This window comes from Wukongibacter baidiensis (genome assembly GCF_050888315.1).
Classification (GTDB): Bacteria; Bacillota; Clostridia; order Peptostreptococcales; family Caminicellaceae; genus Wukongibacter; species Wukongibacter baidiensis.
Map to the genome: position 1 here is coordinate 4,706,507 of NZ_CP138202.1, position 25,764 is coordinate 4,732,270.

The following is a 25,764-nucleotide window of genomic DNA, read 5'->3' on the forward strand; positions in this document are numbered from 1 at the left end:
TAGCCAAACCGTTGAAATTTCAAAACCTTGAACTTCACTCATTCTGAAACACCCCGGGGCTGAACTCATGAGAAACCTTTATGAGACAGCCCCACCAAAAATAAATATTGATAAATATTTTTCAAACTAAATTATATATAGGAGGTAAGATTATGTCAACTGAAAAAACTACAAAGGTAAAATCGGGAGATGAACCTTTGAAGTCTGTACCCTTGGATCAAAGACAGCATTGGTTGACACCGGCAATGATATTTGGAGGCCTTGAATTTTGTATTCCTGTGTTAATGGTTGGATCTATGTTAGTAGGCGCCTTTGGAATAAAAAAAATATTTCCTGTATTATTTGTTGCATTCATATGTGTTCAATGGGCAGGTAATGCTTTAAGCGGTTATATAGGGGCTAAAACAGGTCGAACATCTTCAGTTGTAGCAAGATCTGGATTTGGAGCAGACCAAGCTAGATTTATAATAGCTATTGTAATATTCATTGCTTGTATGGGATGGTGGGCTGTTCAGACATCTGTTGCAGGAAATGCCATATGCGCAATGCTAAATATTGACTATGCAAATAATTGGGGCGTGTGGGCATTGATTACTACAATAGTTGGCTTGGTTTTTGCAATTCCATCAATAATAGGATATGCGTCAATGAAATGGACTGATTATATAGCTGTACCAGCAGGACTTTTACTATGTATATTTGGAATATATCTAGCGTTTACGAATTTTGGATGGGATACAATAAGAAATTTTCAACCCCAGGCTCAGAGTATGACCTTCTTGGGGGCAGTTAGTTTAGTAGTGAGCCTAAATGTATCTCAATGGGTAATAGCTGCTGACTATACAAGATATGCTAAACCAACAATCAAAGATAATATTCTTATTCCAATAGGAATAATAGGTATCGGATTTCCTCTTATGTATGTTGGAGCAGTAATGGCGGTAGGACAGGGAACAGCAGATATTGTTCAGGTTATGTCCAGTTTAGGCTTTCCTTTTTGGGGCTTTATAGTGTTGTGGTTATCCACATGGACCAGCCAATTGGTTAATAATTATACCATGGGGTTATCCTTCTCAAATTTATTAAACGTATCTTCAAGTAAAGGACGTTCTATATTAACTCTAATAGGTACAATTATTTCTATAGGTTTGGCGTTATCGGGAATACTTAATCATTTTATGGATTTTTTATATCTTACCGCCCTTTGCTACCCATCTATGGCAGGTGTTATTTTCGTAGATTTCTTTATAAGAAATAAAGAGTGGCAGGATAACAAAGGATGGAACTGGATGGCCACAATTGCCTTTGTATCTGGAATAATTGTAGGTTATATAACTACCTATGTAAGTCCTATGGGATTACCCGCAGTACAGTCTCTTATTGTAACAGGGGCAGTTTACTATGGTGCTATGAAGATAAAAGCACAGATCTCGCCGGATCATTTTACTCCTGAAAGCTTTAAGGTAAAAGAAGTGTAAATAGTACTCTTAGTAAGAAAATAGTTTTGAGGTTTTAGATAAAGTATCCATGGACTGTTAATAAAATTAAAGAAAGGTGAGGCTGTCTCAAAATAGAAAGTAAATTCTAGAACGAGGCAGTCTTTTTAATTAAGATTCTATTACGTATTAAATTATTGAATTGATAGATTAATTTATTTCATGTAAAATATTATAGTAGATGCGAATATATGAATAACCATTCAGATATATTTAGAACATATGAAAAGGAGGGCAATTTTATGGCAAAGGGTAATGTGCACGAGATAGATATAGATGATAAAAAAATTATCTTAGTTGGAACAGCTCATGTATCAAAGCACAGCGTAGATGAAGTAAAAGAGATTATCGAAAGAGAACAACCTGATACCGTTTGTGTGGAATTGTGTAAGTCAAGATATGACTCGATATTAGATAAAGATAGATGGGCCAATATGGATATAGTTAAGATTGTTAAAGACGGAAAGGCACTATTGTTTTTAATAAACCTTATCTTGTCAGCCTATCAGAAAAAAATGTCTAAGCAACTGGGGGTTCAGCCTGGACAGGAGATGATACAAGGAATCGAATCGGCAAAAGAAGTTGAAGCAGAGCTTGTTTTAGCCGATAGAAATATTGATATAACCTTTAAGAGAATTCTTGCAAGTATTAGTTTGTGGGATAAGATTAAGCTATTATTCCAGTTGATCTTTAGTATATTTAAAGATGAAGAAATTACTGAAGAAGATTTAGATAAGATTAAATCAGAAGATATGTTAGATTCAGCTTTAAAGGAAATGTCTGAAAGTATGCCTAAGTTAAAAACACCTTTAGTGGATGAAAGAGATAAATACCTTGCCCAGAAGATTAAAGAAGCTCCAGGTGAGAAAATAGTAGCAGTTTTAGGTGCAGCACATATTCCGGGGATTAAGAAAGAAATAAAAAATGATAATGATCTAAAAGAATTAAGTAGAGTGCCGGATAAATCAAAAAAGATGAAAATTATCTCATGGATTATTCCGATAGCGATTATTATATTTATCGCATCTACCTTTACGATTAATAAGGATATGGGAACACAGCAGATAATGAGTTGGATTCTATGGAATGGTACCTTATCAGCTATAGGTGCAGTACTTGCACTTGCCCATCCACTAGCAATACTTACAGCCTTTTTAGCAGCTCCAATAAGCTCACTAAATCCGCTTCTAGCGGCTGGATGGTTTGCAGGATTGGCTGAAGTATTAATAAGAAAACCTAGCGTAAAGGAGTTTCAAAATCTTACAGATGATATTCTAAGTCTAAAGGGCTTTTGGCGCAATAAGGTAACGCGTACTTTACTAGTAGTTGTTTTAGTTAATTTAGGTAGTGTTATGGGAACGATGATTAGCGGTACAGATATTGTTAGAATGTTTATTCGCAGTTTGTAAGGTAGTTAAAATAACATGTTATAAAAAAGGGGGTGTCTTTAGACAGCCCCTCAGATTGTTGACAAAGTCAACAAGATGGTAGGCTTTTGAGAAAGTCGAAGTTCGAGGCGTGCTGAGATCAAGAGACCGCAGCGTATACAGACATACGTAAGGGTTCTTGCTTGAAGCAGTAACGAAGAAATTTGAGCTTATCAATAGCCTGAGGGGGGTTGTCTTTAGACAGCCCTTTTATTCTCTTCTTATAAACCAAATATGGAGGAACTCTATGAAGAAACTAATAGTAGTCAGTATGGGAAAAACCACAGGGGATGTAATAGCAAATCAGATTAGAAACCTTTTAAGCGATCATATTACAGTGGAATCAGTCTTCATACCTGAAATATCTAAGGTTGACATGGAATGTGACATGGTTCTCTTTACAAGTGAATTTACTGCAAAGCTAGCTCTCAAGTATCTTGACGCAAATATACCCTACTTGATTGCCTATAGAGTAATAAATCACAAAAATATTGAAAGGGTAATATCACTTCCTGTTGGAACTGAAGTACTTCTTGTAAATGATGATATAAACTCTGCTTTAGAAGCTATAGAGCAGTTGATTGAATTAGGCCTTAACCATGTTAAATATTATCCAGTCTATCCTGGATGTAAGCAGTACCCGAAGATAGAAACGGCTATAACTCCTGGGGAGGCACCCATTGTACCTGAATCAGTAAGCAATATTATAGATATTGGTACAAGAATACTGGATATAAGGACTATACATGAGTTAATCTCAAGACTTGATATCAAGGAAACTTTAAGAGAGAGTCTTGTTACGAGATATATAAAGGACATCATTGAAATTTCTAGATCGATAGATGAAAGCAGAAGATCTGCAAGGGAATCTCAAAGACTTCTTGAAACCATATTTGATAGTGTAGAGTATGGAATAGTGTATGTTGATTCCCTTGGGAAAATTGTAAGGGTAAATTCAAAATTTGAGTCAATTTTTAACAAGAAGAAAAAGGATATCCTAGGTAAAAGTTTTTTTAAAATCATAGACTCTATAGATATTTTTTCGAAGGAAAGAGGCTCACTAATTACTGAGATAGAGGGAAGAGAGGTATTAATTGATACTGATCAGGTAAATCTGGAGGACGACTTAGGTTACTTGGTTACTATAGAGTATACCGAAAAGATATCAAAGCTTGACCATGAGATAAGAAGAAATCATGAACAGCGTATAAAAAGGAAGCTATATACCTTCGAAGATTATCTAACTGTAAATAAAGAAGTGAAGGATATGCTTAGAAGGGCCGAAAAATTTGCTAAGAACGATGCCACAATAATTATACAAGGGGAAAACGGAACGGGAAAGGAAATACTAGCCCAAGCTGTCCATATGAGCTCCTTTAGACGAAAAAATGCATTTATTCCTGTAAATATTGCTGCTGTAACGCCAAACCTTCTTGAAAGTGAGCTTTTTGGATATGAAGAAGGAGCTTTTACAGGAGCACGAAAAGGAGGAAAGATAGGACTCTTTGAAATAGCCAACGGAGGCACAATATTTATAGATGAAATAGGAGATGCACCCCTGGATTTTCAAGTAAAACTCCTTAGGGTTCTTCAGGAAAAAAGGATAAGAAGGGTGGGCGCCCTTGAGGAAATACCCGTTGATGTAAGGGTCATTGCAGCAACAAATAAGAATTTAATCAACTTGATAGATGAAGGAAAATTCAGAGAGGACCTTTTTTTCAGACTTAATATTTTGCCGTTAAAGACAATTCCTTTAAGAAGGAGAAGAGACGATATAAAACATTTGCTTATGTACTTCATAAACATCTATTTCGGTAAAGGGAAAATTAAAACCTTAGATGAGCTTTTAAAGGTAGAGACAAAGGAATTTCTTTTAGATTACAGATGGAGAGGAAATGTAAGGGAACTTATTAACTTAGTTGAATATATGTCATTCATATACGAGAACAAAGAGTTAGAAATATCTGCTCTCCCATATTATATGATTGAAGATGAACACGATAGGGCAAGGATACTCCTTGATAGTAATGAACTATGGGTTCTTGAAGAAATTGAGAAGAATAGAGGAATAGGAAGAAGTAGTCTGGCCCAGTATGCTAAAAAACAGGATATTGGCCTTGGAGAAGGAAAAATAAGAGGCATAATAAAAAAGCTTAAGGAAAAGGAACTAATAGATTATAAAGAAGGAAAACGAGGATGTGCAATTAGCGAAAAAGGAATGAAAACTTTAGAAAATTATAAATAGAAGGATAAAATTATCCGTAATGTGGTCGTTTTTAGCCTTAAGGTTTCCTTTGGGCTTTTATTTTACTTAGTAAGTAAGAAGGTGATAATAGTTTGATTTGTACGAAAATTCACTAAAATACCAGTGTTGGGCACGATGCATACTTTTACCTTACTATATGTAGAGAGATTTGGCACATTAATTGCTTATATAATGAGCGTCAATATATTACTAAATATTTTAAGGAGGAGTTATACATGAGTTTTAAGGAAAAGAAAAAACCGACATTAGGTCAGGCAATCATTCCAATTATTTTTATGGTTTTAGCATTGGCAGTAGGTTATGGTTACTTCAAACTTAGAACGGAACCGCTTCTTATACTTTCGGCATTTGTTGCGGGTTTGATTGCAATGAGGTTGGGATATACATGGAAGGATATGCAGGATGCAATTATTGAAAAAATTGCTGCGGCTCTACCTGCGACTCTTATTTTATGGAGTGTTGGCTTCCTTATAGGTTCATGGATGTTCTCGGGAACAGTACCTATGATAATCTACTATGGAGTGCAAATAGTTAACCCTAAATTCTTGATTGTTACTGCATTTATTATTACAGCAATAGTATCCACTGTTACAGGTACCTCTTGGGGAGCAGCAGGAACCATTGGTGTTGCACTTATGGGTATAGCTGGAGGACTTGGAGTTTCTCTACCGGCAACGGCCGGTGCAGTAGTTGCCGGTGCATATTTCGGAGATAAGATATCACCTCTTTCAGACACAACAAATCTTGCACCGATAGCAGCAGGAAGTGAGCTTTATGAGCATATTAAACATATGCTATATACAACAGTACCAGCATTTGTAGTATCACTTATAGTATATTTTGTTGTTGGACTTGGCGCTTCAGGAGATGTAAATACACCTGAAACCGTAAATACAATGTTGACTCAACTTGATGGAATGTTTAATTGGAATATTGTACTTTTATTACCAGTTGTTATAATAATAATAGGATCTCTTAAGAGATGGCCTACTATTCCAACTATGTTAGGAACAAGCCTATTTGCAGTTTGTCTTGGAGTATTTGTTCAAGGTTTTACATTTAAGAGCGGATTTACTGCTATCGTTAAAGGTTTTAACGTTTCTATGACTGGTTACGAAGAGGAAGTAATTTGGGAAGTAACTAGACTTATTAATAGAGGTGGAGTGGTTTCGGTTACAGGTACGACTGTTCTGATCTTCTGTGCAATGGGATTTGCAGGAATTGTCAGCAAGGCAGGTATTCTTGATACAGTACTTCAAGCACTAATGTCAAAGGTAAAAACAACTACGGGAATAATTTTATCAACTATAGCATCATGTTTTACTGTAGCATTTGTTACTGGTAGCTCGTATCTTTCAATTTTACTTCCAGGAGAACTTTTCAAGGACGTATATGTACAAAGAAATCTACATCCGAAGAATTTGTCTAGAACATTGGAGGACTCAGGAACAGTTCTTGTTCCATTAATACCATGGTCAGCAGCTGGAGCATATATGGCTTCTACTCTGGGCGTTTCGACAGTGGAATATCTTCCATGGGCAGTTCTAAATTATATGGGAATAGTATTTGCCATTATATTAGCTGTTACAGGAATTGGAATAGCACGTATAGACGATAAAGATAAAGGAAAGAAAGTTATATAGTAAAGGGGAGTAGGGTATCATGATTCTAGTAAAAAATATAGAAATATATGGTCCAGAGTACATGGGAACAAAGGATGTATTGATAAGTGGGACTAAGATATCACTTATAGAGGACAAGATCGATATATCCAGCAGCCGGGTTAAAGTAATTGATGGAACTGGAAGGAAAATGGTACCAGGATTTATAGATCAGCATGTTCATATAACTGGAGGAGGCGGCGAAGGCAGCTTTAAAACAAGGGTTCCAGAAATAACTCTGTCTAAGCTTACAACTGCCGGAATTACAACTGTAGTTGGTCTCCTTGGAACCGATTCAACCACTAGGTGCGTTGAAAATCTTCTTGCTAAGGCAAAGGCATTAAAGGAAGAAGGAATATCTGCCTATGCCATTACTGGTTCCTATGAATACCCTACCAAGACTATTACTGGTTGTGTAAAAAAAGATATTGCATTTATTGATGAAATAATTGGAGCTAAGGTAGCTCTATCGGATCATAGATCTTCGAGTCTTACAAATGATGAGTTAGCTAGATTGGCTTCAGACGTAAGAGTGGCAGCCATGCTTTCGGGAAAGGCAGGAATACTTACAGTACATATGGGAAATGGGGAAAGAGGATTAAGCCCTATAATCGAGGTCCTTAATAATACAGATATACCCTTTAGAACTATAAGACCAACCCATGTAAACAGGAAGAAAGAACTGCTTGATCAAGCTTTAGAGTATGCTAAAATGGGCGGCATAATTGACCTTACCTGTGGAATATACAAGGAGTTAAGTCCTGCTAAGGTAATTATAAAGGCTGAGGAGGCTGGTATACCTCTTGAAAATATAACAATAAGCTCCGATGGATATGGCAGTTGGTCCAAATATGATTCCTCTGGAAATATGATAGAAATAGGAGTATCACAGGTTGATAGTTTGTATAATGAATTTAGAGCTATGGTTCTAGATCTTGGATTCGATATAGATAAGGCCTTAGCATTTGTTGCTACAAATGTATCAAAGGCATTAAATCTTTACCCTCAAAAAGGCACCATAAGGGAAGATTCAGATGCAGATATACTTATACTTGATGAAAATCTTGTTATCCAAAGTGTTATAGCAAATGGAATTCTTATGATTGATGGCGGAGAAATATTGGTTAAAGGCACATATGAATAAGAAAAAAATAGATTAGTATAGAACTAACGATAACATTAAAATTATCGTTAGTTCTTTTTATTAGATAATTTGAGTAAAAATACAGAAAAATCATGTATAATATTATTTAATATATATTTTTACCATTCAAGGAGTGAACAAATGGCGCTAACAGTTCATGAAGCATTAAAGCTAGATGCATTAAAAAGATTCAGATTAATTGCAGGTATGAATGGATTAGATCGAAAAATAACTAGGGCTGGAATATTAGATCATGAGGTAGGAGAACAAGTGCGTGACTCTGTTCAAGTAGGAGAGTTTATTTTCAGTAATCTACTTGCAATAAGGGACCAACCTGAGATGATTGTTGATTTTGTAAGACATTTAATTGATGCACAGGCCGCTTGTTTTGCAATTAAAACAATTTATTTTAAGGAGATTCCAGAGGATGCTATAGAACTGGCCCATAAACATCGGTTGCCGCTTTTTCTATTTGATGAAACCTATGTTGAAACTCTTATTTTAGATATTGACAAAGCCATTAATATTCAAAATCATGAGCAGCATATCAAATTGATTATCGATCAAATTGTAGGAAGTAATTTGAATGAGTTCCGAATAAGAGAGCTGGCTTACGAGATTAATAGAAATTTTAAGAAAAACTTTATTGTGTACTTTGCAAGAGTAGCAGAGATTGATGGAGAGAATAATGCACAGTTATTTAATCCAGTTAACCTTAGACAATTTCTAGGTGAAAGTTGTTTGGTTATTTCCTATAGAGATGGATACTTAATTATTGCAACATATGACAATGATGAACATGAATATATTAAAAAAGCTTCAGAATCATCATTAAAGGTATCTGGGTTATTAGATGGGAAATATAGATTGGGAGTTAGTGAGATTAAGAAAGACTTAGGCGACTTGGGTAGAGCAATTGATGAAAGTAAATATGCCTATGATTTTGCATCCCTTCATGATATGAAAGAAGCAGTATTTTTAAATATGGGGATTTATCAATTCTTGCTTCCAATTATTAATGATCCATGGGTATACTCATTTTATAAAAGGATGATTGATAAATTGATGCATTATGATAGGGATAAAGGAACAGATCTTTTGAATACTGCAATTGCCTATGTTGAATGTGAAGGTAATATACAGTCTACATCTAAAAAATTATTTCAACATACGAACACAATACGTTATCGTGTTCGAAAAATCAATGAGATATTAGATAGTACTCAGCTTAAAGGCATGAGCTATGAAACCCTGACTATGGCTATTCGTTTGCATCTCATTAATTCAAAACTTCTATAAATTAAATGAAAATGATATATTAAAGCCTGCTTATTTGTATATTGTACAAAATAGATGGGCTTTTTTTGTATGAAGTGAAAAGTGAGAACTGATATTAATACTGTATAATTAGTGGAAACTAGAGATTCAGTTCCTGAAAATAGGACGGCTATAAAGAGGAGGAGCGCTTATGAAAAGATGGAAAGCAGAAGTTATTATGATACTAGTTGTAGCACTTTGGGGAGTATCCTTCAGTTTGACTAAGCCAATACTAGAGGATATTGAGGTTTTTAATTTCATGGCATTTCGATTCTTGATTGGAGGATGTCTATTATCTATAATGTTACTACTACTAGGACGTATGAAGATCGAACGTGAGCAACTACTTGGAGGAGCAATCACAGGCGCGGTTTTATTCCTCGCCTTTGCATTTCATACAATTGGATTAAAATACACAAGCATTGCTAAAAATGCATTTATTGTTGGCAGTAACGTTATTTTTGTACCCTTTATAGCAACATTCATTCGAAAGCAGAAACAGACTAGGCTTACTTGGGCTGGAACCTATTTGGCTATACTTGGACTTGCGTTAGTGACATTAGAAGGACGTCAAAGCAATATTAACTTTGGAGACTTAATGACCTTAGTGGGATCAATAATTTTAGCCTACTATATAATTTTGGTTGAAGAATACGTTAAAAAGTATGATGCAACAGTAATTGCAGCAATTCAAATTTGTACTGTAGGAGTTTTGAGTCTGATTGTGTCTTTGATTATAGAAACACCAACTATCAGTCTTTCGCCACAGGCTTGGAGAGGCATGCTGTTTTTAGGTGTCGTATGTACAGCAGTAGCATATTTAGCGGCAAATATAATTCAAAAATATATTCCTGCTACTAAGATGGCTCTTATATATACTTTAGAGCCGATTTTTGCAGCTTTATTTGGATGGATATTTATGTCTGAGGTGATAGGATTACAAGCAATGATTGGTGCTATGCTTATTGTGATTAGTGTTGCGATGCCAAACATGGATATTTTTGTTAAGAAAGTAGATGGTGCTGATCAATCTGAGTTACATAATACAGTAAGAAGCCAAAATTAGAAAATTACTCCAAATATATAATCAATTAAAACTAATATTAGTATTCTTTTAGACAGATTGTGAAAAAATAAAAAATATTGTTAGTTTACTATTACAATTATGTCGATTTGATGGTAAAATAGTCAGAGAATAATTAAGAATAATAGTGAGTGAGGTTGATTATGAAGATAGGATTTGATCCCAAAAAGTACTTAGAAGAACAATCAAAGTTCATACTTGAGAGAGTTAATGATTATGACAAGCTTTATCTGGAGTTTGGAGGAAAACTTTTATGTGATTTACACGCAAAAAGAGTACTTCCAGGTTTTGAGGAAAACGCAAAAATCAAGTTACTACATAAGTTGAAGGAAAAAGTTGAGGTTATTATTTGCGTTTATGCCGGGGATATCGAAAGAAACAAAATCCGTGGCGATTTTGGTATCACCTACGATATGGATGTTTTAAGATTGATTGACGATTTTAGGTCCTATGACTTAGATGTTAACAGTGTTGTAATTACGAGATATGATAATCAGCCTGCAACTACGGTATTTATGAATAAGCTGGAGCGTAGAGGTATTAAGGTATATACCCATCGTGCAACAAAGGGATATCCTACAGATGTAGACACAATTGTTAGTGATGAAGGTTATGGGAAAAATCCTTACATAGAAACTACAAAGCCTATTGTGGTTGTAACTGCACCTGGTCCAGGTAGTGGGAAGCTTGCTACTTGTTTGAGCCAGCTATACCATGAGTATAAGCTTGGTAGAGAAGTAGGATATTCAAAGTTTGAGACATTCCCTGTTTGGAATGTACCATTAAAGCATCCTCTAAACATTGCCTATGAATCTGCTACTGTTGACCTTAAGGATGTAAATATGATTGACTCGTTCCACTTGGATGCCTACGATAAAATCACAGTAAATTATAACCGTGACATAGAGACATTCCCTGTACTTAAGAGAATTATTGAAAAAATCACAGGGGAAGAATCTGTTTTTAAGTCACCTACAGATATGGGTGTCAACCGTGTTGGTTATGGTATTATTGATGATGATGTAATTAAAGAAGCTTCTGAGCAAGAGATTATCAGAAGATACTTTAAAACCGGATGTGAGTACAAAAAAGGTTATGTTGATTTAGAAACTTTTAATAGGGCTAAACTGATTATGGAAGAGCTTAACCTTAAAGGTGAAGACCGTAGGGTTGTAATCCCAGCTAGAGAGAGAGCGGCTAAACTAAAAGAAAATCTATGTAAAAATGAGCAATGCCCTGCAGTAGCACTAGAACTTCATGATGGAACAGTTATAACTGGTAAAAGCTCAAAAACTATGGATGCAGCGGCAGCAGTAATTTTAAATGCTATTAAGCATATTGCAAATATTTCAAAGGAGATTCATTTAATTTCACCAGGAATCCTTGAACCAATAATAAATCTTAAATCAAAAACCTTTGGAAGTAAGATTACGGCATTAAATTGTGAAGAAATTCTAATTGCATTGAGTATGAGTGGAGCAACTAATCATATGGCCCAAGTAGCTATGGAAAAGCTATCTATACTTAAGAATTGTCAGGCCCACTCTACAACTATTTTAACTACAAATGATGAGCAGACATTTAGAAAGCTTGGTATCGATGTAACAAGTGATCCTGAGTATTCTTCAGATAGCTTGTATTATAATAACTAAATAAACTGGAAATGAAACCTATACCTTATCTTATCAGCCTATTAGCTGCATAGAGAGTATAGGTTTTTATTTTGTTTAAAACTCTAGTTTAATACAGGCCTTAGATTAGTACCTAGGGTTTATAATTTTATTGAAAAGATAATTATATGCATAAAGGAAATATTTTTGGTGAAGTTGTCTTCTTAATGAAATTATACTGTTTATGTCACGAGCTTTTATTCCTTAAAAGGCCTGGATTTTTATTTGCCATATTTGCTCGATTATAAGAGGAATAATCGTAGTCCTTCTTTTATCGTTATTTATGAGATTACAATAAAAATCTCCCAAGAAAATTAATATTAGACAGACAATTGGAAAAATGAAATGAAAAATTTTGCTATACGCAAAATTTTTTTGCTTTTTGAATAGTAATTTTGCGTTCTATATAAGGAATTTGTACATATTTCTGAAAATTTAAGTTGGTACTCTTTTTGCGTAATTAATATATGCGACATATATAATTGTTTGTACAATTATAAATCTATGTATTCGGTTTAAGTTTTGACAAAATTAAAAGGTCGATTATAAGGAGGTGAGTTATTTTATAGCTCGAAATTATTTTAAATTACTTTAAGGAGGAGTTTTTATGGAAGTAAAGAAAATGAGTATGGGTAAGGTTTTATTCGCTATTTTATTTCTTGCAGTTTCTTTATACTATACTGTTGTAGTAGCCGAGGGATGGGTTCATGTTCCACTGGTACTGACGACTGCTGTAGTTTGTGCATTGGCTATGCACTCAGGAGTTAAGTGGCAAGAGCTTGAAGATGGCATGGTTGATATGATCTCACGAACAATGGCAGCCGTTATCTTTATTGTTATAATTGGTATGATTGTAGGTATATGGATTCAAGCTGGTATTGTTCCTACACTAATATATTATGGTTTAAAAATAATTAGCCCAAAATTCTTCTTGGTTTCAGCATTATTCACTTGCTCCGTTGTATCTGTTGCAACTGGAAGTTCATGGACAGTTATTGCAACAATTGGTATTGCACTTCTAGGAGTTGGTGGTGGACTAGGTATTCCACCAGCAGTTACTGCAGGAGCTATTATTTCAGGATCTTACTTTGGTGACAAAATGTCTCCTTTATCAGAAACAACTAATCTTGCACCAGCTGTTACTGGAGTATCATTATTTGATCATATTCGCCATATGGCTTATACCACTGGTACAAGTTATGTAATAGTAGCGATTATCTATACTGTTATGGGTTTAAAATATTCAACAGCTGAAGCTGGTGGTGCTAACTTTGATGCGTTAATTGCCACAATTGGTGAAAAGTTTAATATTAACCTTTTGCTTCTGGTTTGCCCAATAATTGTAGTTGTATTAGTTATGAGGAAGGTTCCACCGCTACCAAGTCTATTTGCAGGTGTGATTGTTGGTGGGATATTTGCAATGGTATTCCAAGGAGCCTCACTTACTTCACTTCTTAACGTAGCCTATGATGGTTACCATTCAGCAACAGGTATTGAATATGTTGACAGCCTACTTTCAAAAGGCGGAATCAGATCTATGTATTATACAATAGGAATGATTATATGTGCAATGATGCTAGGTGGTGCTTTAGATAAGTCAGGAATGCTTCATACAATAACCGCAGCACTTCTTAGAAATGCAAAAAGCAATGGATCATTAATTCTTGCTACAATAGCTACTTCTATAGGAGTTAATGTTATAGCAGGTGACCAATATCTAGCAATAGTTTTACCAGGACGTATGTACAAAGAAGAGTATGAAAAAAGAGGCCTTCATCTGAAAAATTTATCTAGATGTTTAGAAGACGCTGGAACACTTACTTCTGTTCTTATTCCATGGAATACCTGTGGTGCATATGTAAGCGGAGTTATTGGAATCCATCCATTTGCATACTTACCATATGCCTTTCTAAATCTACTTAACCCTATTGTATCAGTTATTTATGGATACTTAGGTATAAGTATTGAAAAGGTAACTCCAGATGTGCCAGGAAAAGATTCTTCTGAAAAAAAACTAACTAACTAATATCTAAATATAGAGATCAAAATAAAAGGGGCTGTCTCATAAGGTTTTCTCATGAGACACTCCCTTTTATTTTTTATAATAAGTCATGAAATTATGTTTATCTATTTTCAGCCTTTTCATACGATATTGAAGAGATTGTCTACTCAATCCAAGGGCTTCAGCAGCCTTTGTGATATTGTTATTTGCCGCTACAATAGCATCTGCAATTATCTTCTTTTCGTATTCAGCTAATTGATCATGAAGTGTTTTAGACGTACCACTGTATTTATTTTGCTCATTCAAATTACTTAAAATATATTCTTCAGCTGTTTTCTCGACTGACTGAAGAATATATTTGGGTAAATTGTCTAAGCCAATTCCAGACTCGTTATCCATTAGGCATAATGCCCCTTCTATTACATTTTTCAACTCTCTTATATTTCCAGGCCATTTATACTGTCTAAATAGCTCCACAACTCTATAGTCAATTTCTACATTGCGTTTATCAAATTTCTGAGAAATAGCATCTACAAAATGAAGGGTAAGAAAATCGATGTCCATTTTCCTTTCCTTAAGGGAAGGAATTTGAATCGTTATAACACTTAATCTGTAGAATAAATCTAGTCTAAATTTATTTTCGTTAATTAGCTCTAATAAATCATGGTTTGTAGTAGCAATTATGCGTACATCGGTTTTTATTTCTTTCTTTCCCCCAATTCTTCTAAAGGTACCTTCTTGAAGAACTCTCAGTAACTTTGCTTGGAGTCGGATATCCATAGAATTAATTTCATCTAATAACAATGTTCCTCGGTCGGCTTGTTCGAATAGTCCAGAACGGTCAATAGCTCCTGTAAAACTCCCCTTAGTTGTACCAAAGAGGATTCCTTCCATTAAATCAGAAGGCAAAGCTGCACAATTCAAGGCAATAAAAGGCTCGCTACTACGTATACCATCATAGTGTATACTTTGAGCAAATAATTCTTTTCCCGTTCCAGTTTCACCAACTAATAATACGGGAGAATCTTGTTTAGCAGCTCTTTTACCATGTTCAATAACACTTAACATTTTTTTATCTTGAGTTAATATCTGATTAAAAGAATAGCGTTTTATTCTATCATTTAACCCTATAGAAGCAATGTTTTTAACTTTTTTGTCCATTTTATCAATGGATTTGCCACCATTACCGCTAATTAACTTACCTAGATTATTCAGGTCCCTATTAATATCTAGTGCCGCAATTATTTCTCCATCTTTCAGCAATGGAATTGTTGTATTAATTACAGAAACAGGATTTCCTTTATATGTGAAGTACTTTTCAATTTTATCAACGACTTTCTTTCCTTCTTTGATACATTGATAAATAGTACTGTTCTGTATAGATTTGTCGGGAAAGACATCAAAAAAGTTTTTACCTACTACACTAGAGGCATCCAAAGATTCAATTTCCTCCATATTCTCACTATAATAAATAATGTTAAAATCTCTATCTACAATCATTACACCTTCATTTAAGTCCTCAAGCAGATTAATTATTCCAGTATTATTTTCTAAGTCATAATTAGCTAAAAGTTGTTTAATACTTTCTTGCGGCATCTTAATCCTCCTCATACGACTTAATGATAACTTCGATTAATAGTATTATATCAAAAATAATTGAGTTGGCACAGTAATTGCTTTATTAATATATGAATACATTTTAGAATGGAGGTTTAGCATGTTCGATTTTTATTTGATTAGTAATGACAGAGTTAAAGAGTCTTTAGATATGCTTTCCGTTATTTCACAGGTAGAAAAAGCATATTTGTTAAAGTCTCAAAATGAAGCTTTACTTTTTCCAGTGATAACCCACGATTGGGTGGTTGGAAAAAAAGATATGGATATTAAATCCGGTTGCTTTGGTGGAGAGGTAAACGTTTTTGGATTGAAAGCTCTTACCTACATGGAAGATAATGATGCTTTTAACTTACCACGTTTATCTGGGACTATGATGATTTTTAATTCTTTAAATGGACAGTTACTTGGGTTATTAGACTCTAGGTCTATAACAGGCTTGAGAACTGGAGCAGCAGGAGCTATTGGTTCAAAGTATCTTGCACGTAAAGATTCAGAGACACTTTTGATTATTGGCTCAGGAAATCAGGCATTTTATAACTTAGCTGGAAATCTTCTTGTAATGGATAATTTGAAAAAAGTACTTATTTATGATCCGCTCAATAAGGAAAGTGCCGAAGCATTTGCATCTGGAGTTCGTGAAAGACTTATAGAAGAAATCTTCAATAAGTACTCGTCAAGCGAGAACTATGAATCCCTAATTAAGAAAACCGATGTTAAATATGAAGCCGTTGAGGATTTGAGATCTGCTGCTGAAGTTGCGGATATTATAGTTACTGTTACACCAGCAAGAAGTCCACTTCTACAAAAGGATTGGATAAAAAAAGGAGTTCATATAAATTGTGTGGGCGCAGATATGGAAGGAAAACAAGAGATTGATGAAAATATTTTCAGTGATGCAAAAATCGTTGTAGACGATATGCATCAAGCAACAAGTATTGGAGAAACTGAAGTTCCGATTAAAAAAGGCGTTATTTCTCCAGAGGACATTCACAGTGAAATTGGTAATATAATTTTGGGAGAACAACCAGCGCGAACTTCAGAGGATGAAATTACTGTGTTTGATACTACTGGTTTAGCTCTACAAGATCTTATAGTTGCTAAGCATCTTCTAGATCTTGCAGAAAAAGACAACTTACCAAAATATAAATTATAAATCGGAGGGAACATATATGAAAACATTTGATATTAATAAAATTAGAAAAGATTTTCCTGCTTTAGAAGAATATACTTATTTAAATTCTTCGTCAATATCCATTATGCCAAATCCGGTTCAAGACTCTCTGAAAGCCTTTATGAATAAAATCGCTTATGCTGGAACTGTAAGTTTTGACGAAGAGGCTGAAATAGCATCTGTTGAAAATACTAGAAATTCAGCTTCTAGACTACTTAATTGTTCTGAAGAAAATATTGCTATTATTTCAAGTGCGACTGAAGGGTTATGCCAAGTTGCATGGGCACTTAGACCAAAGGGAAATATCGTTGTAATTGACATTGAATTTCCATCTGGGGTTACACCTTGGGTACGTATTGCTAAAGAAACAAATGCAGAGGTTCGATTTATTACTGTTAAAGATCGTCCAGCTGATTTATTGCTTGAGGAAATCGTTAGTAATATAGATGATGAAACATCAATTGTGTGCGTGGGACATGCTCAATACTCAAATGGTCTAAGAGTTGATCTTAAAGAACTTGCTGCTGCTTGCCATGCTAAGGGAGCAAAGTGTATCATAGATGCAACACAATCAGCGGGTATTGTTCCTATAGATGTAAAAGAGACAAATGTTGATGCATTGGTATCTGGAGGATATAAGTGGTTATGTGGACCTTTTGGTGCTGCTGTTTTATATATTAGTGATAATTTAAAAGAAGCCATTGAGCCTGTGTTTGTAGGTTGGAGATCAATGAAAGATCCATATATTTTTGATGCAACGCGTTATGAGTATAATGATGGACTTCGAGGATATGAATATAGTACAATGAGCTATTCAGCAGGATACGCATTAGGTGAATCTATTAATTATATTCTGGACTTAGGAATTGATCAAATATTTAAGCAAGCAATAAAAACAAGTAATTATCTGATGACTAGATTAGATGATATAGGAGCTACAATACTTTCTCCTCGTGAAGAGAATAGAAGAACAGGATCAGTTCTAGCTCGTTTCCCGGGTTATGATGGAGAAGAAGTTGCACGTGAATTAAATAAGCGAAATGTAATAGTTTCTCCACGTTTTAATGGAACAAGATTCTCATGCCATTTCTTCAATAACGAAGAGGATATCGATAGCGCTATAAAGACACTTGAAAGAATATTATTTGATTTGAAGAAATAGAGTATTTAAGTTTTGTCAACCACTTGTTTGGTTTTGATTTTAGCTTAGTCATTTACGAATAATACTATCCATTCAATGGGGGTGTCTCATAAGTGATCTTTATGAGACACCCCCATTGTTATTTATAGTATAGAAGGATGTGATTATAATGAATCATCTATATTATGAAATAATCTTTTTAATCAATGTTATAGTTTGGAGTGCTTCTTTTATATTAACTAAAACCGTTGTTGAAAGTGTTTCTGCTTTTAACCTAATAAGCTACCGTTTTGTAATTGCGTTTATAATTGTTTCGGTTTTCAGTATTAGAAAGTTTCGAAATATAGATCGTGAAGTTATTAAGTCTAGTGCCAAACTAGGTACTATTCTCTATTTGGCTTATTTATTTCAAACTATAGGACTTAAGTATACAACTGCCACGAAAGCTGCATTCATAAATAGTCTTATTGTGATATTTGTTCCATTGATTCTACTTTTTACTAAAGGTAAAAAATTAAATAAAATTACCTTGTTTATATGTTTTGCCAATATTATAGGTATTGGTTTATTAACTTTGAATTATGATCTTACTATAAATCTAGGTGATTTTCTAATGTTGATAGCGGCAGCTTTTTTTGGACTGCATATTATTGTTGTAGGTAAAGTTTCTTCATTAGGTAAAAATCTTCTTATTGGTACATTACAATTCGGGTTTCTATCTTTGATTAGTATTACATTTTCAATAGCTTTTGAGCCTTTAGAAATATATACTGACTCATCCTTTTGGATACCTATGATGATACTAAGTATATTCTGTACAGCAATTCCTTATATGGTTCAAATATATATACAAAAGGTTGTTGGTGAAGAACGTATTTCGCTACTATTCACTGCAGAACCTGTTTTTGCTGCAATAATTGCATACTTTGTTGCGGGAGAAATTTTAACTCCAAAGGAGTTTGTTGGTGCACTTGTAATATTTCTATCGTTAAATATTGAAAGCATTTATAAGAAATTTAAACTACATGAGGTAGGTTAGCGAATTGGCAGAGTGATTAAATGGTGACATGAGAGTGTTATAATAAAACATTTGATACAGTAGATTTTCTATGAAAAACTGAGATTTAATATGAGTAATAGATATGAAGTCTATACCTTATCCAATAAGCTTATTTGCTGAATGGAGAGTTATAGGCTTTTATACTTTTCTAGGTGTAGGTTCTAAAAGATTAGTAATTAAAATTTGAATAGTGTTACATATTACACGATTAAATAACGGGTTATTATATATAATAGAAAGTATTAAAGTATATATTTGAAAGCTAGGGTGGAGAGATATTATGTATGATTTGATTTTTAATGGCAATATCATTTCATTAGATCAATATGACTCAATATATAACTGGATCTATATTAAAGATGGCCTAATTAAAGATGCAGGCGTATATGATGGCTACATGCGTTATCAAGAATTTTGTAATAAACCTTTGGATTTAAAGGGTAGAACAATTTTACCGAGCTTTATTGATTCTCATGTATATTTAATACAGACGGGGATCAATAAACTAGCGGTTGATTTATCACAAGCGAAATGTTTTGATGATATATTTAATGCCCTTAGGGATAGGGCAAAGACAATACCTAATGGACAATTGATTAGAGGGGTTAAATTTGACGAATTTAACTTAAAAGAGAAGAGGTTTCCAACACGTTATGAACTAGATAGGCATTTTCCTGACCATCCGATCTGGATAAATCGGGTAGAGATGCATACTAGTTTAGTTAATTCATATGCTTTATCTCAATTGAAAGTACCATTTAATATGCCAGGGGTCCACGAAGAGAATGGGAAACCTACGGGGGTCATTTATGATAGAGCCAATGCCTATATAAGAAATAAATTTTATAGTGCAATGACAGACGAACATCGAAACAAAGGTGTATCCTTAGCGATTCAACATGCATTGGAATATGGTGTCACTACTGTGAATGCAATAGAGGCTGGCTTTGCTTTTTGCGACAGTGATGGTGATTTCATATATGAACATCAAAATGAAATGCCGATAGATGTTGTTCTATTTTATCAAACAATAGATTTGGAAAAACTAAAAAGGATGGGCATATCTAGAGTGGGATGTATCTTTCTAGATGGTTCTATAGGCTCTAGAACAGCAGCCGTTTCTATACCTTATTGTGATGAAGATGCAAATTATGGTTCCTTGTATTATTCGGAGCAGAGTATCAAAGAATTTGTTCTAAGAGCTCATAAAATGGATTTTCAGATTGCCATTCACGCTGTAGGAGATCGAGCTATCGATCTTGCTTTAGATGCCTTTGAAAATGCATTAACACTTTATCCGAAGAGGAATCATAGACATAGAATTGAACATTTTGAGTTGCCTTCTAAAAGGGCTATTAGACGTATGTCGGATTTAAATATCATTGCATCAATGGTTCCAAATGCCCCATTATATTGGTCGCATAAAGAAGCTGCATATGGTGTGAGACTAGGTGAAATACGATTAGAATCTAATAATCCATTTAGAGAAATTTTAGATATGGGAGTTAAAATTGCAGGGGGGTCTGACAGTGATATAACTGACATGCATCCATTCTCTAGTATACATGTTCTTGTAAATGAAAGTAACTTAAAGCGAAAAACAACTTTAAAGCAGGCATTAAAAATGTTCACAATTGATGCTGCATATGCAATTTTTCAAGATAGTATTAAGGGGAGTATAGAGATCAATAAATATGCTGATTTTATTATTATCGATCAAAACCCATTTGAGATAGATCAGGCTTTACTAAAGGATACTCAGATATTGATGACGATAAAAGAAGGTAAAGTTTTGTACCAAAGACTGGAGGTTTAAGATGCGTAAACTTTCAATAAAAACCTTTGGAGTTCCTACAATACAATTTGATGATAAATGTATGAATGATTTTCTAAGTCAAAAGGCTATTGGCTTATTAATCTATCTAGGACTAAATAGAAATAGATTACTATCAAGGGAACGACTAGCCAGTTATTTTTGGGAACTAAACGATTTGAAATCGGCACGTTATAATCTTAGACATACCATTTGGAAGATTAATCGTTTAGAGGATCAAATGAAAATAATAACAACAAAAAAAGATGTTTGCAGTATTAGTGAAGAATTTGAAGTTTATGTAGATGCAATAGATCTAGAATCTTGCTCCTCAAACCTTACAACATTAGAACTTAAAGAAATAGAAAGAGTACTTCAAGTATATTCCGATGATTTTATGGATGGTGAGTACTATCCTCATGCATCGGTGATTAATGAGTGGATTATGAATCAGAGACAATATTATCAAAAAATGTATTTTGAAATGACGACCTATGTAGGGGACATCTTTTTAAATCAAAGAGATTTTGATACATCTCTAAAATATTATAAAAACTTACTTTTAATTAACCCACTGCATGAGGACACTTATTTAAAGCTAATGGAAAATCGCTTACTTGCAAATAATCGTGTAGAAGCTATTAGTTATTATATGCAATGTCAGTCTGCCTTAAGAAATGAATTAAATATTGACCCTAATCAGGACATACAGAATAAATATTTGAGTATTATAAGCAACGATTCAACTCAACCTGATGATAAGCTTTCAAATTTTGAAAAGAAACAGAATCTTAATCATCATGCTACACATATCATAAAAATTCGTGGACAATCATTTATTGAATATGAATTGGTTAGTCGTCTTATTGAACAGCTTATTCACTATATTGATTTAAATGTCATACCTGTCAAGGATAGAAAAAACTTATTATTGTTACGTCCCATATACCCTGAAATAGATGAGCATATTGTCATAGAGAACGAAAACAAGTTATCAGTTAAACAGGATATTGGCATTTACTATGGATTGATGTCACTGTTTCAAGCCATCAGAAATTCACAATCTGTAAAAGTAATAATAGAGGGTCATTCAGATGCGGATACATCTTCAAAAGATTTAATTAATGCAGTTAACATGCAAATGAACTTAGAAGATAACGGAATCTTAATATTAAAATAGCTTATAACTTTCGTTATCAACTACTTTATAATAATAGAGTATCAATCTTATACAATTAAAAAGCAATAATAAAAAATACACTTTGGTAAATTAAACCAACGTGTATTTTTAATTTGGATCAAAAAAGATTTTTTTGATTGAATTTTCTAAAAACACACACAGCTAACTACGATCGAAAAAATGAAAGTTAATATAATAAATATAAGCCATGGTGACTAATTATCGTAAAAGGAGGTAAATATGGAACTTCATACATCATTTACAAAAGAGGATGCAGCAAAAATCGAAAAATTATTCGGTCAACTCGTTGAAATTCAAAGTGATACTAGCTCAGTAAAAGAAAATGATATTTCAGAATTTATCTATTCTTGGTTATCAGATTTATCATACTTTAAAATGCATGAAAACTTACTAGGTCGCACTCTAATACCAGATGATCCATTTGGACGTTCTGTTATTTGGGCCTTACTAAAGGGTACTAGTGAAGAGACTATAATCCTAATGAACCATCATGATGCAATTGATATAGAAGAATATGATGACTTAAAGTCGATTGCTCTTAAACCTAAAGCCCTTAGAGAAAAATTAATGGAACGCAAATTAACAAAAGAGGTATTAGAAGATCTACAAAATGATGACTGGATTTTCGGTCGAGGTACAGCAGACATGAAATCAGGGATAGCCATTCAAATGTGGCTTTTATCAAAACTCTCACGTGAAGAGAAACTAAAAGGAAATATTTTGTTTGTTTCAGTATGTGATGAAGAAAATCTATCTGCTGGGATGAGGGAAGCCGTTAAAATCCTAAGTAACTTGAAATCAAATTATCAACTAGATTATAAATGTGCTATTAACTCCGAACCATATATCAAAAAAGAGAATGAGGCACCAATATATTATGAGGGTTCTGTAGGGAAAGTTATGCCTGTTATATTTGCCCGCGGAAAGAAGTCTCATATAGGTGAGGTATATTCCGGCTTGAATCCAACATTCTTACTTTCTAGGATTCATATGGATATTGAGGTTAATTTAAAATTTTCCGATTGTGTTGAAGGCGAAATTTCACCGCCACCAACATGGGTTTACTACCGTGATCAAAAGTTGAATTATGACGCTTCTCTACCTGAAGCAGCAGTAGGCTATTTCAGTGTATTAACATTAACAACACCACCATCAGAGGTTTTGAAAAAAGTTAAGGATATTTGTTATGATTCTTTTCTTTATTGTACAGAACATGTAAAAAAGTCATATCAATCAGCAGTTAACATCAGTCAATATTCAATAGAATCACCTGAATTCATTCCGAGAGTGCTTGCCTATCAAGAATTGTATCAAATGCTTTCAGAACAGCTAGGAAAATCATTTATTTGTGGTATTAAAGATCATACGATGAAGCTGAAGAGTGCCATAAAATCTGGAGAAATAACCTTACAGGATGCTACGATTGCAATCATAGAAAAAACTATTTCCTACTTACCTGATCAAGAACCAATCATAGTAATTGCTTTTTCTGGACCGCTTTACCCACATGTGTGTAACCTTGACCTAAGAAATAACGTATCTGAAGCATTTAATTCAATAATCAACAATTTCACTACTGAAAAATGGGGAGTAGAATTTAAAAAGCGAAATTATTTTATGGGTATATCTGATTTTAGTTACACATCATTTTTAATGGGAGACGCAGAAATCTCATCAATTGAAAGTAATACACCTGGATGGGGAGAATTATATCATATACCACTTGAACAATTAAAGGAGCTTAAAATGGAACTTGTTAATTTTGGACCATGGGGAAAAGATTTGCATAAGGTAACTGAACGTGTTTCAAAACTTGATGTTTTCAATCGTATACCACAATTAATGGAGTACTTTGTGAAACAACAGCTTAAATGAGAAAGCATAAATTGGAGTCATAGATAAGAGAACAAAAAGCAAGAAACAGAAAAAGGGCGAATTCAATAGGAGGGAAATTATGAATTTAGTAAATGCGATAAACGGCATTTTGTGGAGTAACTTGCTCATTTATATTCTTTTAGGAGCTGGAGTCTATTTTACATTTAGGTTGAGATTTGTGCAGTTTCGTCGAATTGGTGATATGATCAGATTGCTAATAGACAAAGAAGCAGGTGATGAAGGGATTTCATCATTTCAAGCTTTAGCACTCTCTATTGCAGGACGTGTTGGTGTTGGTAATATTGCAGGAGTAGCAACGGCTATTCATTTCGGTGGACCTGGAGCAGTATTTTGGATGTGGTGTTTAGCACTATTAGGATCAGCAACTGCATTTATTGAAAGTACCCTTGCTCAAATCTACAAAGAGGAAAAGGATGGCGAATATCGTGGTGGGGCAGCTTATTACCTCGAAAAGTGCACAGGGAAGAAGGTATGGGGTGTTATCTTTGCATGTTCATTACTCTATACGTCTATGATTGGCGTACCTTGGCTTCAATCTAATGCTATTGCAGCAAGTATGCAAGGTGCTTTTGGAATTCCACCAATGATTACAGGTGGAGTTGTAGCAGCATTGATTGCTCTTATTATTTTAGGTGGAGTTAAACGTATTGGTAGAGTAGCAGAAATATTAGTACCTTTTATGGCAATTGCATATATTATTGTGGCTATAATAATCATTGTAGCTAAGATTACAGATTTACCTGGTGTAATTGTATTGATCTTTAAAAGTGCTTTTGGCTTAGAACAAGCTTTTGCTGGTATTTTCGGTGCTGCAATTTCATGGGGAGTTAAGCGCGGTATTTACTCAAATGAGGCTGGTATGGGTACTGCGACTCAAGCTGCGGCAGCTGCAAACGTTTCACATCCCGCAAAGCAAGGATTAGTACAGGCATTTTCTGTTTATATTGATACTATGCTTGTTTGTACAGCAACGGCATTCATGATAATTGTTACAGGGTCCTATAATGTTGTAGGATCATCAGGTGACTATATTATAAATAATCTACCAAATGTTGAAGCAGGACCGCTTTATACTCAAATGGCTGTCGATACTGTACTACCTGGATTTGGAGGGGCCTTTGTATCGATTGCATTGTTATTCTTTGCATTCACAACTATTATAGCATATTACTATGCGGGTGAAACAAACACCGTTTATATTAAAGAAAAGACTGGAATAAATATAGCTCCATTCTTAAAAATATCTACTATTGCTTTAACCTTTATAGGAGCAGTTAAGACAGCCAATCTAGCATGGGGAATCGCAGATATTGGAATAGGCCTTGTTACATGGGTTAACATAGTGGGCATCCTAATTGCTGGTGGTGTAGCTGTAAAGGCTTTAAAGGATTATGATGATCAAAGATCACAGGGAATAGACCCTGTCTTTGATCCAAGGAAACTTGGTATAAAAAATGCCGAGGTCTGGAATAAAATTTCAGATAGAAATATACAATAAATATTTTCACTAGAAAGAAAACCTATACCTTATCTAATCATCTTGTTAGCTGATTAGAGAGATATAGGTTTTTATATTGCTCAAAATTACAATTTTAATGAAACTTTCTATTGACCTTAGGTCTGGCCTGAGGTTTCCTTTTGGCGATTTTTATGAATCTGTTTTAACCTCTATCTTTCAATCTAAAACGGGTTCATAGTATGAGCCAAAAGGATTCTCAGTGACTATCTGAGTAAGTTAAACTTCTCAATCACACATTTCTATTTAATCTGCTTAGAAAAAAATCCATATTTATATCAC

17 protein-coding genes are annotated in these 25,764 nt (G+C 34.1%); 16 read left to right on the plus strand and 1 reads right to left on the minus strand.

Annotated elements, in window-relative coordinates; genetic code table 11:
- The first annotated feature begins 152 nt into the window (after nucleotides 1–152).
- From R9X47_RS21285 to nhaC (R9X47_RS21325), 9 genes are all read left to right on the plus strand, one after another.
- Nucleotides 153–1,478, plus strand: a complete 1,326-nt coding sequence (locus R9X47_RS21285; protein WP_432663095.1) for a purine-cytosine permease family protein — start codon at nucleotides 153–155, stop codon at nucleotides 1,476–1,478.
- Nucleotides 1,479–1,738: 260 nt separating this feature from the next.
- Nucleotides 1,739–2,905, plus strand: coding sequence for a TraB/GumN family protein (locus tag R9X47_RS21290; protein WP_432663096.1), 1,167 nt, complete (start codon nucleotides 1,739–1,741; stop codon nucleotides 2,903–2,905).
- Between the two features lie 265 nt (nucleotides 2,906–3,170).
- The gene (locus R9X47_RS21295) at nucleotides 3,171–5,168 is read left to right on the plus strand and encodes a sigma-54 interaction domain-containing protein (protein ID WP_432663097.1); all 1,998 of its coding nucleotides are present in this window, start codon (nucleotides 3,171–3,173) and stop codon (nucleotides 5,166–5,168) included.
- Nucleotides 5,169–5,404: 236 nt separating this feature from the next.
- The gene (gene nhaC / locus R9X47_RS21300) at nucleotides 5,405–6,832 is read left to right on the plus strand and encodes a Na+/H+ antiporter NhaC (RefSeq protein ID WP_432663098.1); all 1,428 of its coding nucleotides are present in this window, start codon (nucleotides 5,405–5,407) and stop codon (nucleotides 6,830–6,832) included.
- Nucleotides 6,833–6,851: 19 nt separating this feature from the next.
- Nucleotides 6,852–7,994 carry a beta-aspartyl-peptidase gene (iadA, locus tag R9X47_RS21305; RefSeq protein ID WP_432663099.1) on the plus strand — a complete coding sequence of 381 codons (1,143 nt, stop codon included), beginning with the start codon at nucleotides 6,852–6,854 and terminating at the stop codon, nucleotides 7,992–7,994.
- A 141-nt stretch (nucleotides 7,995–8,135) separates the two neighbouring features.
- The gene (locus tag R9X47_RS21310) at nucleotides 8,136–9,293 is read left to right on the plus strand and encodes a PucR family transcriptional regulator (protein ID WP_432663100.1); all 1,158 of its coding nucleotides are present in this window, start codon (nucleotides 8,136–8,138) and stop codon (nucleotides 9,291–9,293) included.
- Nucleotides 9,294–9,462: 169 nt separating this feature from the next.
- Nucleotides 9,463–10,377, plus strand: a complete 915-nt coding sequence (locus tag R9X47_RS21315; protein ID WP_432663101.1) for a DMT family transporter — start codon at nucleotides 9,463–9,465, stop codon at nucleotides 10,375–10,377.
- 161 nt (nucleotides 10,378–10,538) lie between these two features.
- Nucleotides 10,539–12,047 carry a DUF1846 domain-containing protein gene (locus R9X47_RS21320; RefSeq protein WP_432663102.1) on the plus strand — a complete coding sequence of 503 codons (1,509 nt, stop codon included), beginning with the start codon at nucleotides 10,539–10,541 and terminating at the stop codon, nucleotides 12,045–12,047.
- Nucleotides 12,048–12,672: 625 nt separating this feature from the next.
- Complete coding sequence (gene nhaC / locus R9X47_RS21325; RefSeq protein WP_432663103.1) at nucleotides 12,673–14,091, plus strand: Na+/H+ antiporter NhaC; 1,419 nt, start codon at nucleotides 12,673–12,675, stop codon at nucleotides 14,089–14,091.
- Between the two features lie 66 nt (nucleotides 14,092–14,157).
- Here the strand turns inward: nhaC (R9X47_RS21325) and R9X47_RS21330 are convergent, their stop codons facing one another.
- A complete protein-coding gene (locus R9X47_RS21330; RefSeq protein ID WP_432663104.1) occupies nucleotides 14,158–15,663 on the minus strand; it encodes a sigma-54 interaction domain-containing protein in 1,506 nt (501 codons plus the stop codon).
- A gap of 121 nt (nucleotides 15,664–15,784) precedes the next feature.
- Between R9X47_RS21330 and R9X47_RS21335 the strand changes: the two genes are divergently transcribed.
- The 7 genes from R9X47_RS21335 (at nucleotide 15,785) to R9X47_RS21365 (ending at nucleotide 25,464) form a co-directional block, all read left to right on the plus strand.
- Complete coding sequence (locus R9X47_RS21335) at nucleotides 15,785–16,837, plus strand: ornithine cyclodeaminase family protein (protein WP_432663105.1); 1,053 nt, start codon at nucleotides 15,785–15,787, stop codon at nucleotides 16,835–16,837.
- 16 nt (nucleotides 16,838–16,853) lie between these two features.
- Nucleotides 16,854–18,017 carry an aminotransferase class V-fold PLP-dependent enzyme gene (locus R9X47_RS21340; protein WP_432663106.1) on the plus strand — a complete coding sequence of 388 codons (1,164 nt, stop codon included), beginning with the start codon at nucleotides 16,854–16,856 and terminating at the stop codon, nucleotides 18,015–18,017.
- A 148-nt stretch (nucleotides 18,018–18,165) separates the two neighbouring features.
- Nucleotides 18,166–19,035 carry a DMT family transporter gene (locus R9X47_RS21345; RefSeq protein WP_432663107.1) on the plus strand — a complete coding sequence of 290 codons (870 nt, stop codon included), beginning with the start codon at nucleotides 18,166–18,168 and terminating at the stop codon, nucleotides 19,033–19,035.
- 301 nt (nucleotides 19,036–19,336) lie between these two features.
- On the plus strand, nucleotides 19,337–20,872 hold the full coding sequence (locus tag R9X47_RS21350; protein ID WP_432663108.1) for an amidohydrolase: 1,536 nt from the start codon (nucleotides 19,337–19,339) through the stop codon (nucleotides 20,870–20,872).
- A 1-nt stretch (nucleotide 20,873) separates the two neighbouring features.
- The gene (locus R9X47_RS21355) at nucleotides 20,874–22,049 is read left to right on the plus strand and encodes an AfsR/SARP family transcriptional regulator (protein WP_432663109.1); all 1,176 of its coding nucleotides are present in this window, start codon (nucleotides 20,874–20,876) and stop codon (nucleotides 22,047–22,049) included.
- Between the two features lie 240 nt (nucleotides 22,050–22,289).
- Nucleotides 22,290–23,945 (plus strand): M20/M25/M40 family metallo-hydrolase, encoded by a 1,656-nt coding sequence (locus R9X47_RS21360; RefSeq protein ID WP_432663110.1) that lies wholly within the window; start codon nucleotides 22,290–22,292, stop codon nucleotides 23,943–23,945.
- A 79-nt stretch (nucleotides 23,946–24,024) separates the two neighbouring features.
- Complete coding sequence (locus R9X47_RS21365; RefSeq protein WP_432663111.1) at nucleotides 24,025–25,464, plus strand: alanine/glycine:cation symporter family protein; 1,440 nt, start codon at nucleotides 24,025–24,027, stop codon at nucleotides 25,462–25,464.
- Nucleotides 25,465–25,764 lie beyond the last annotated feature (300 nt).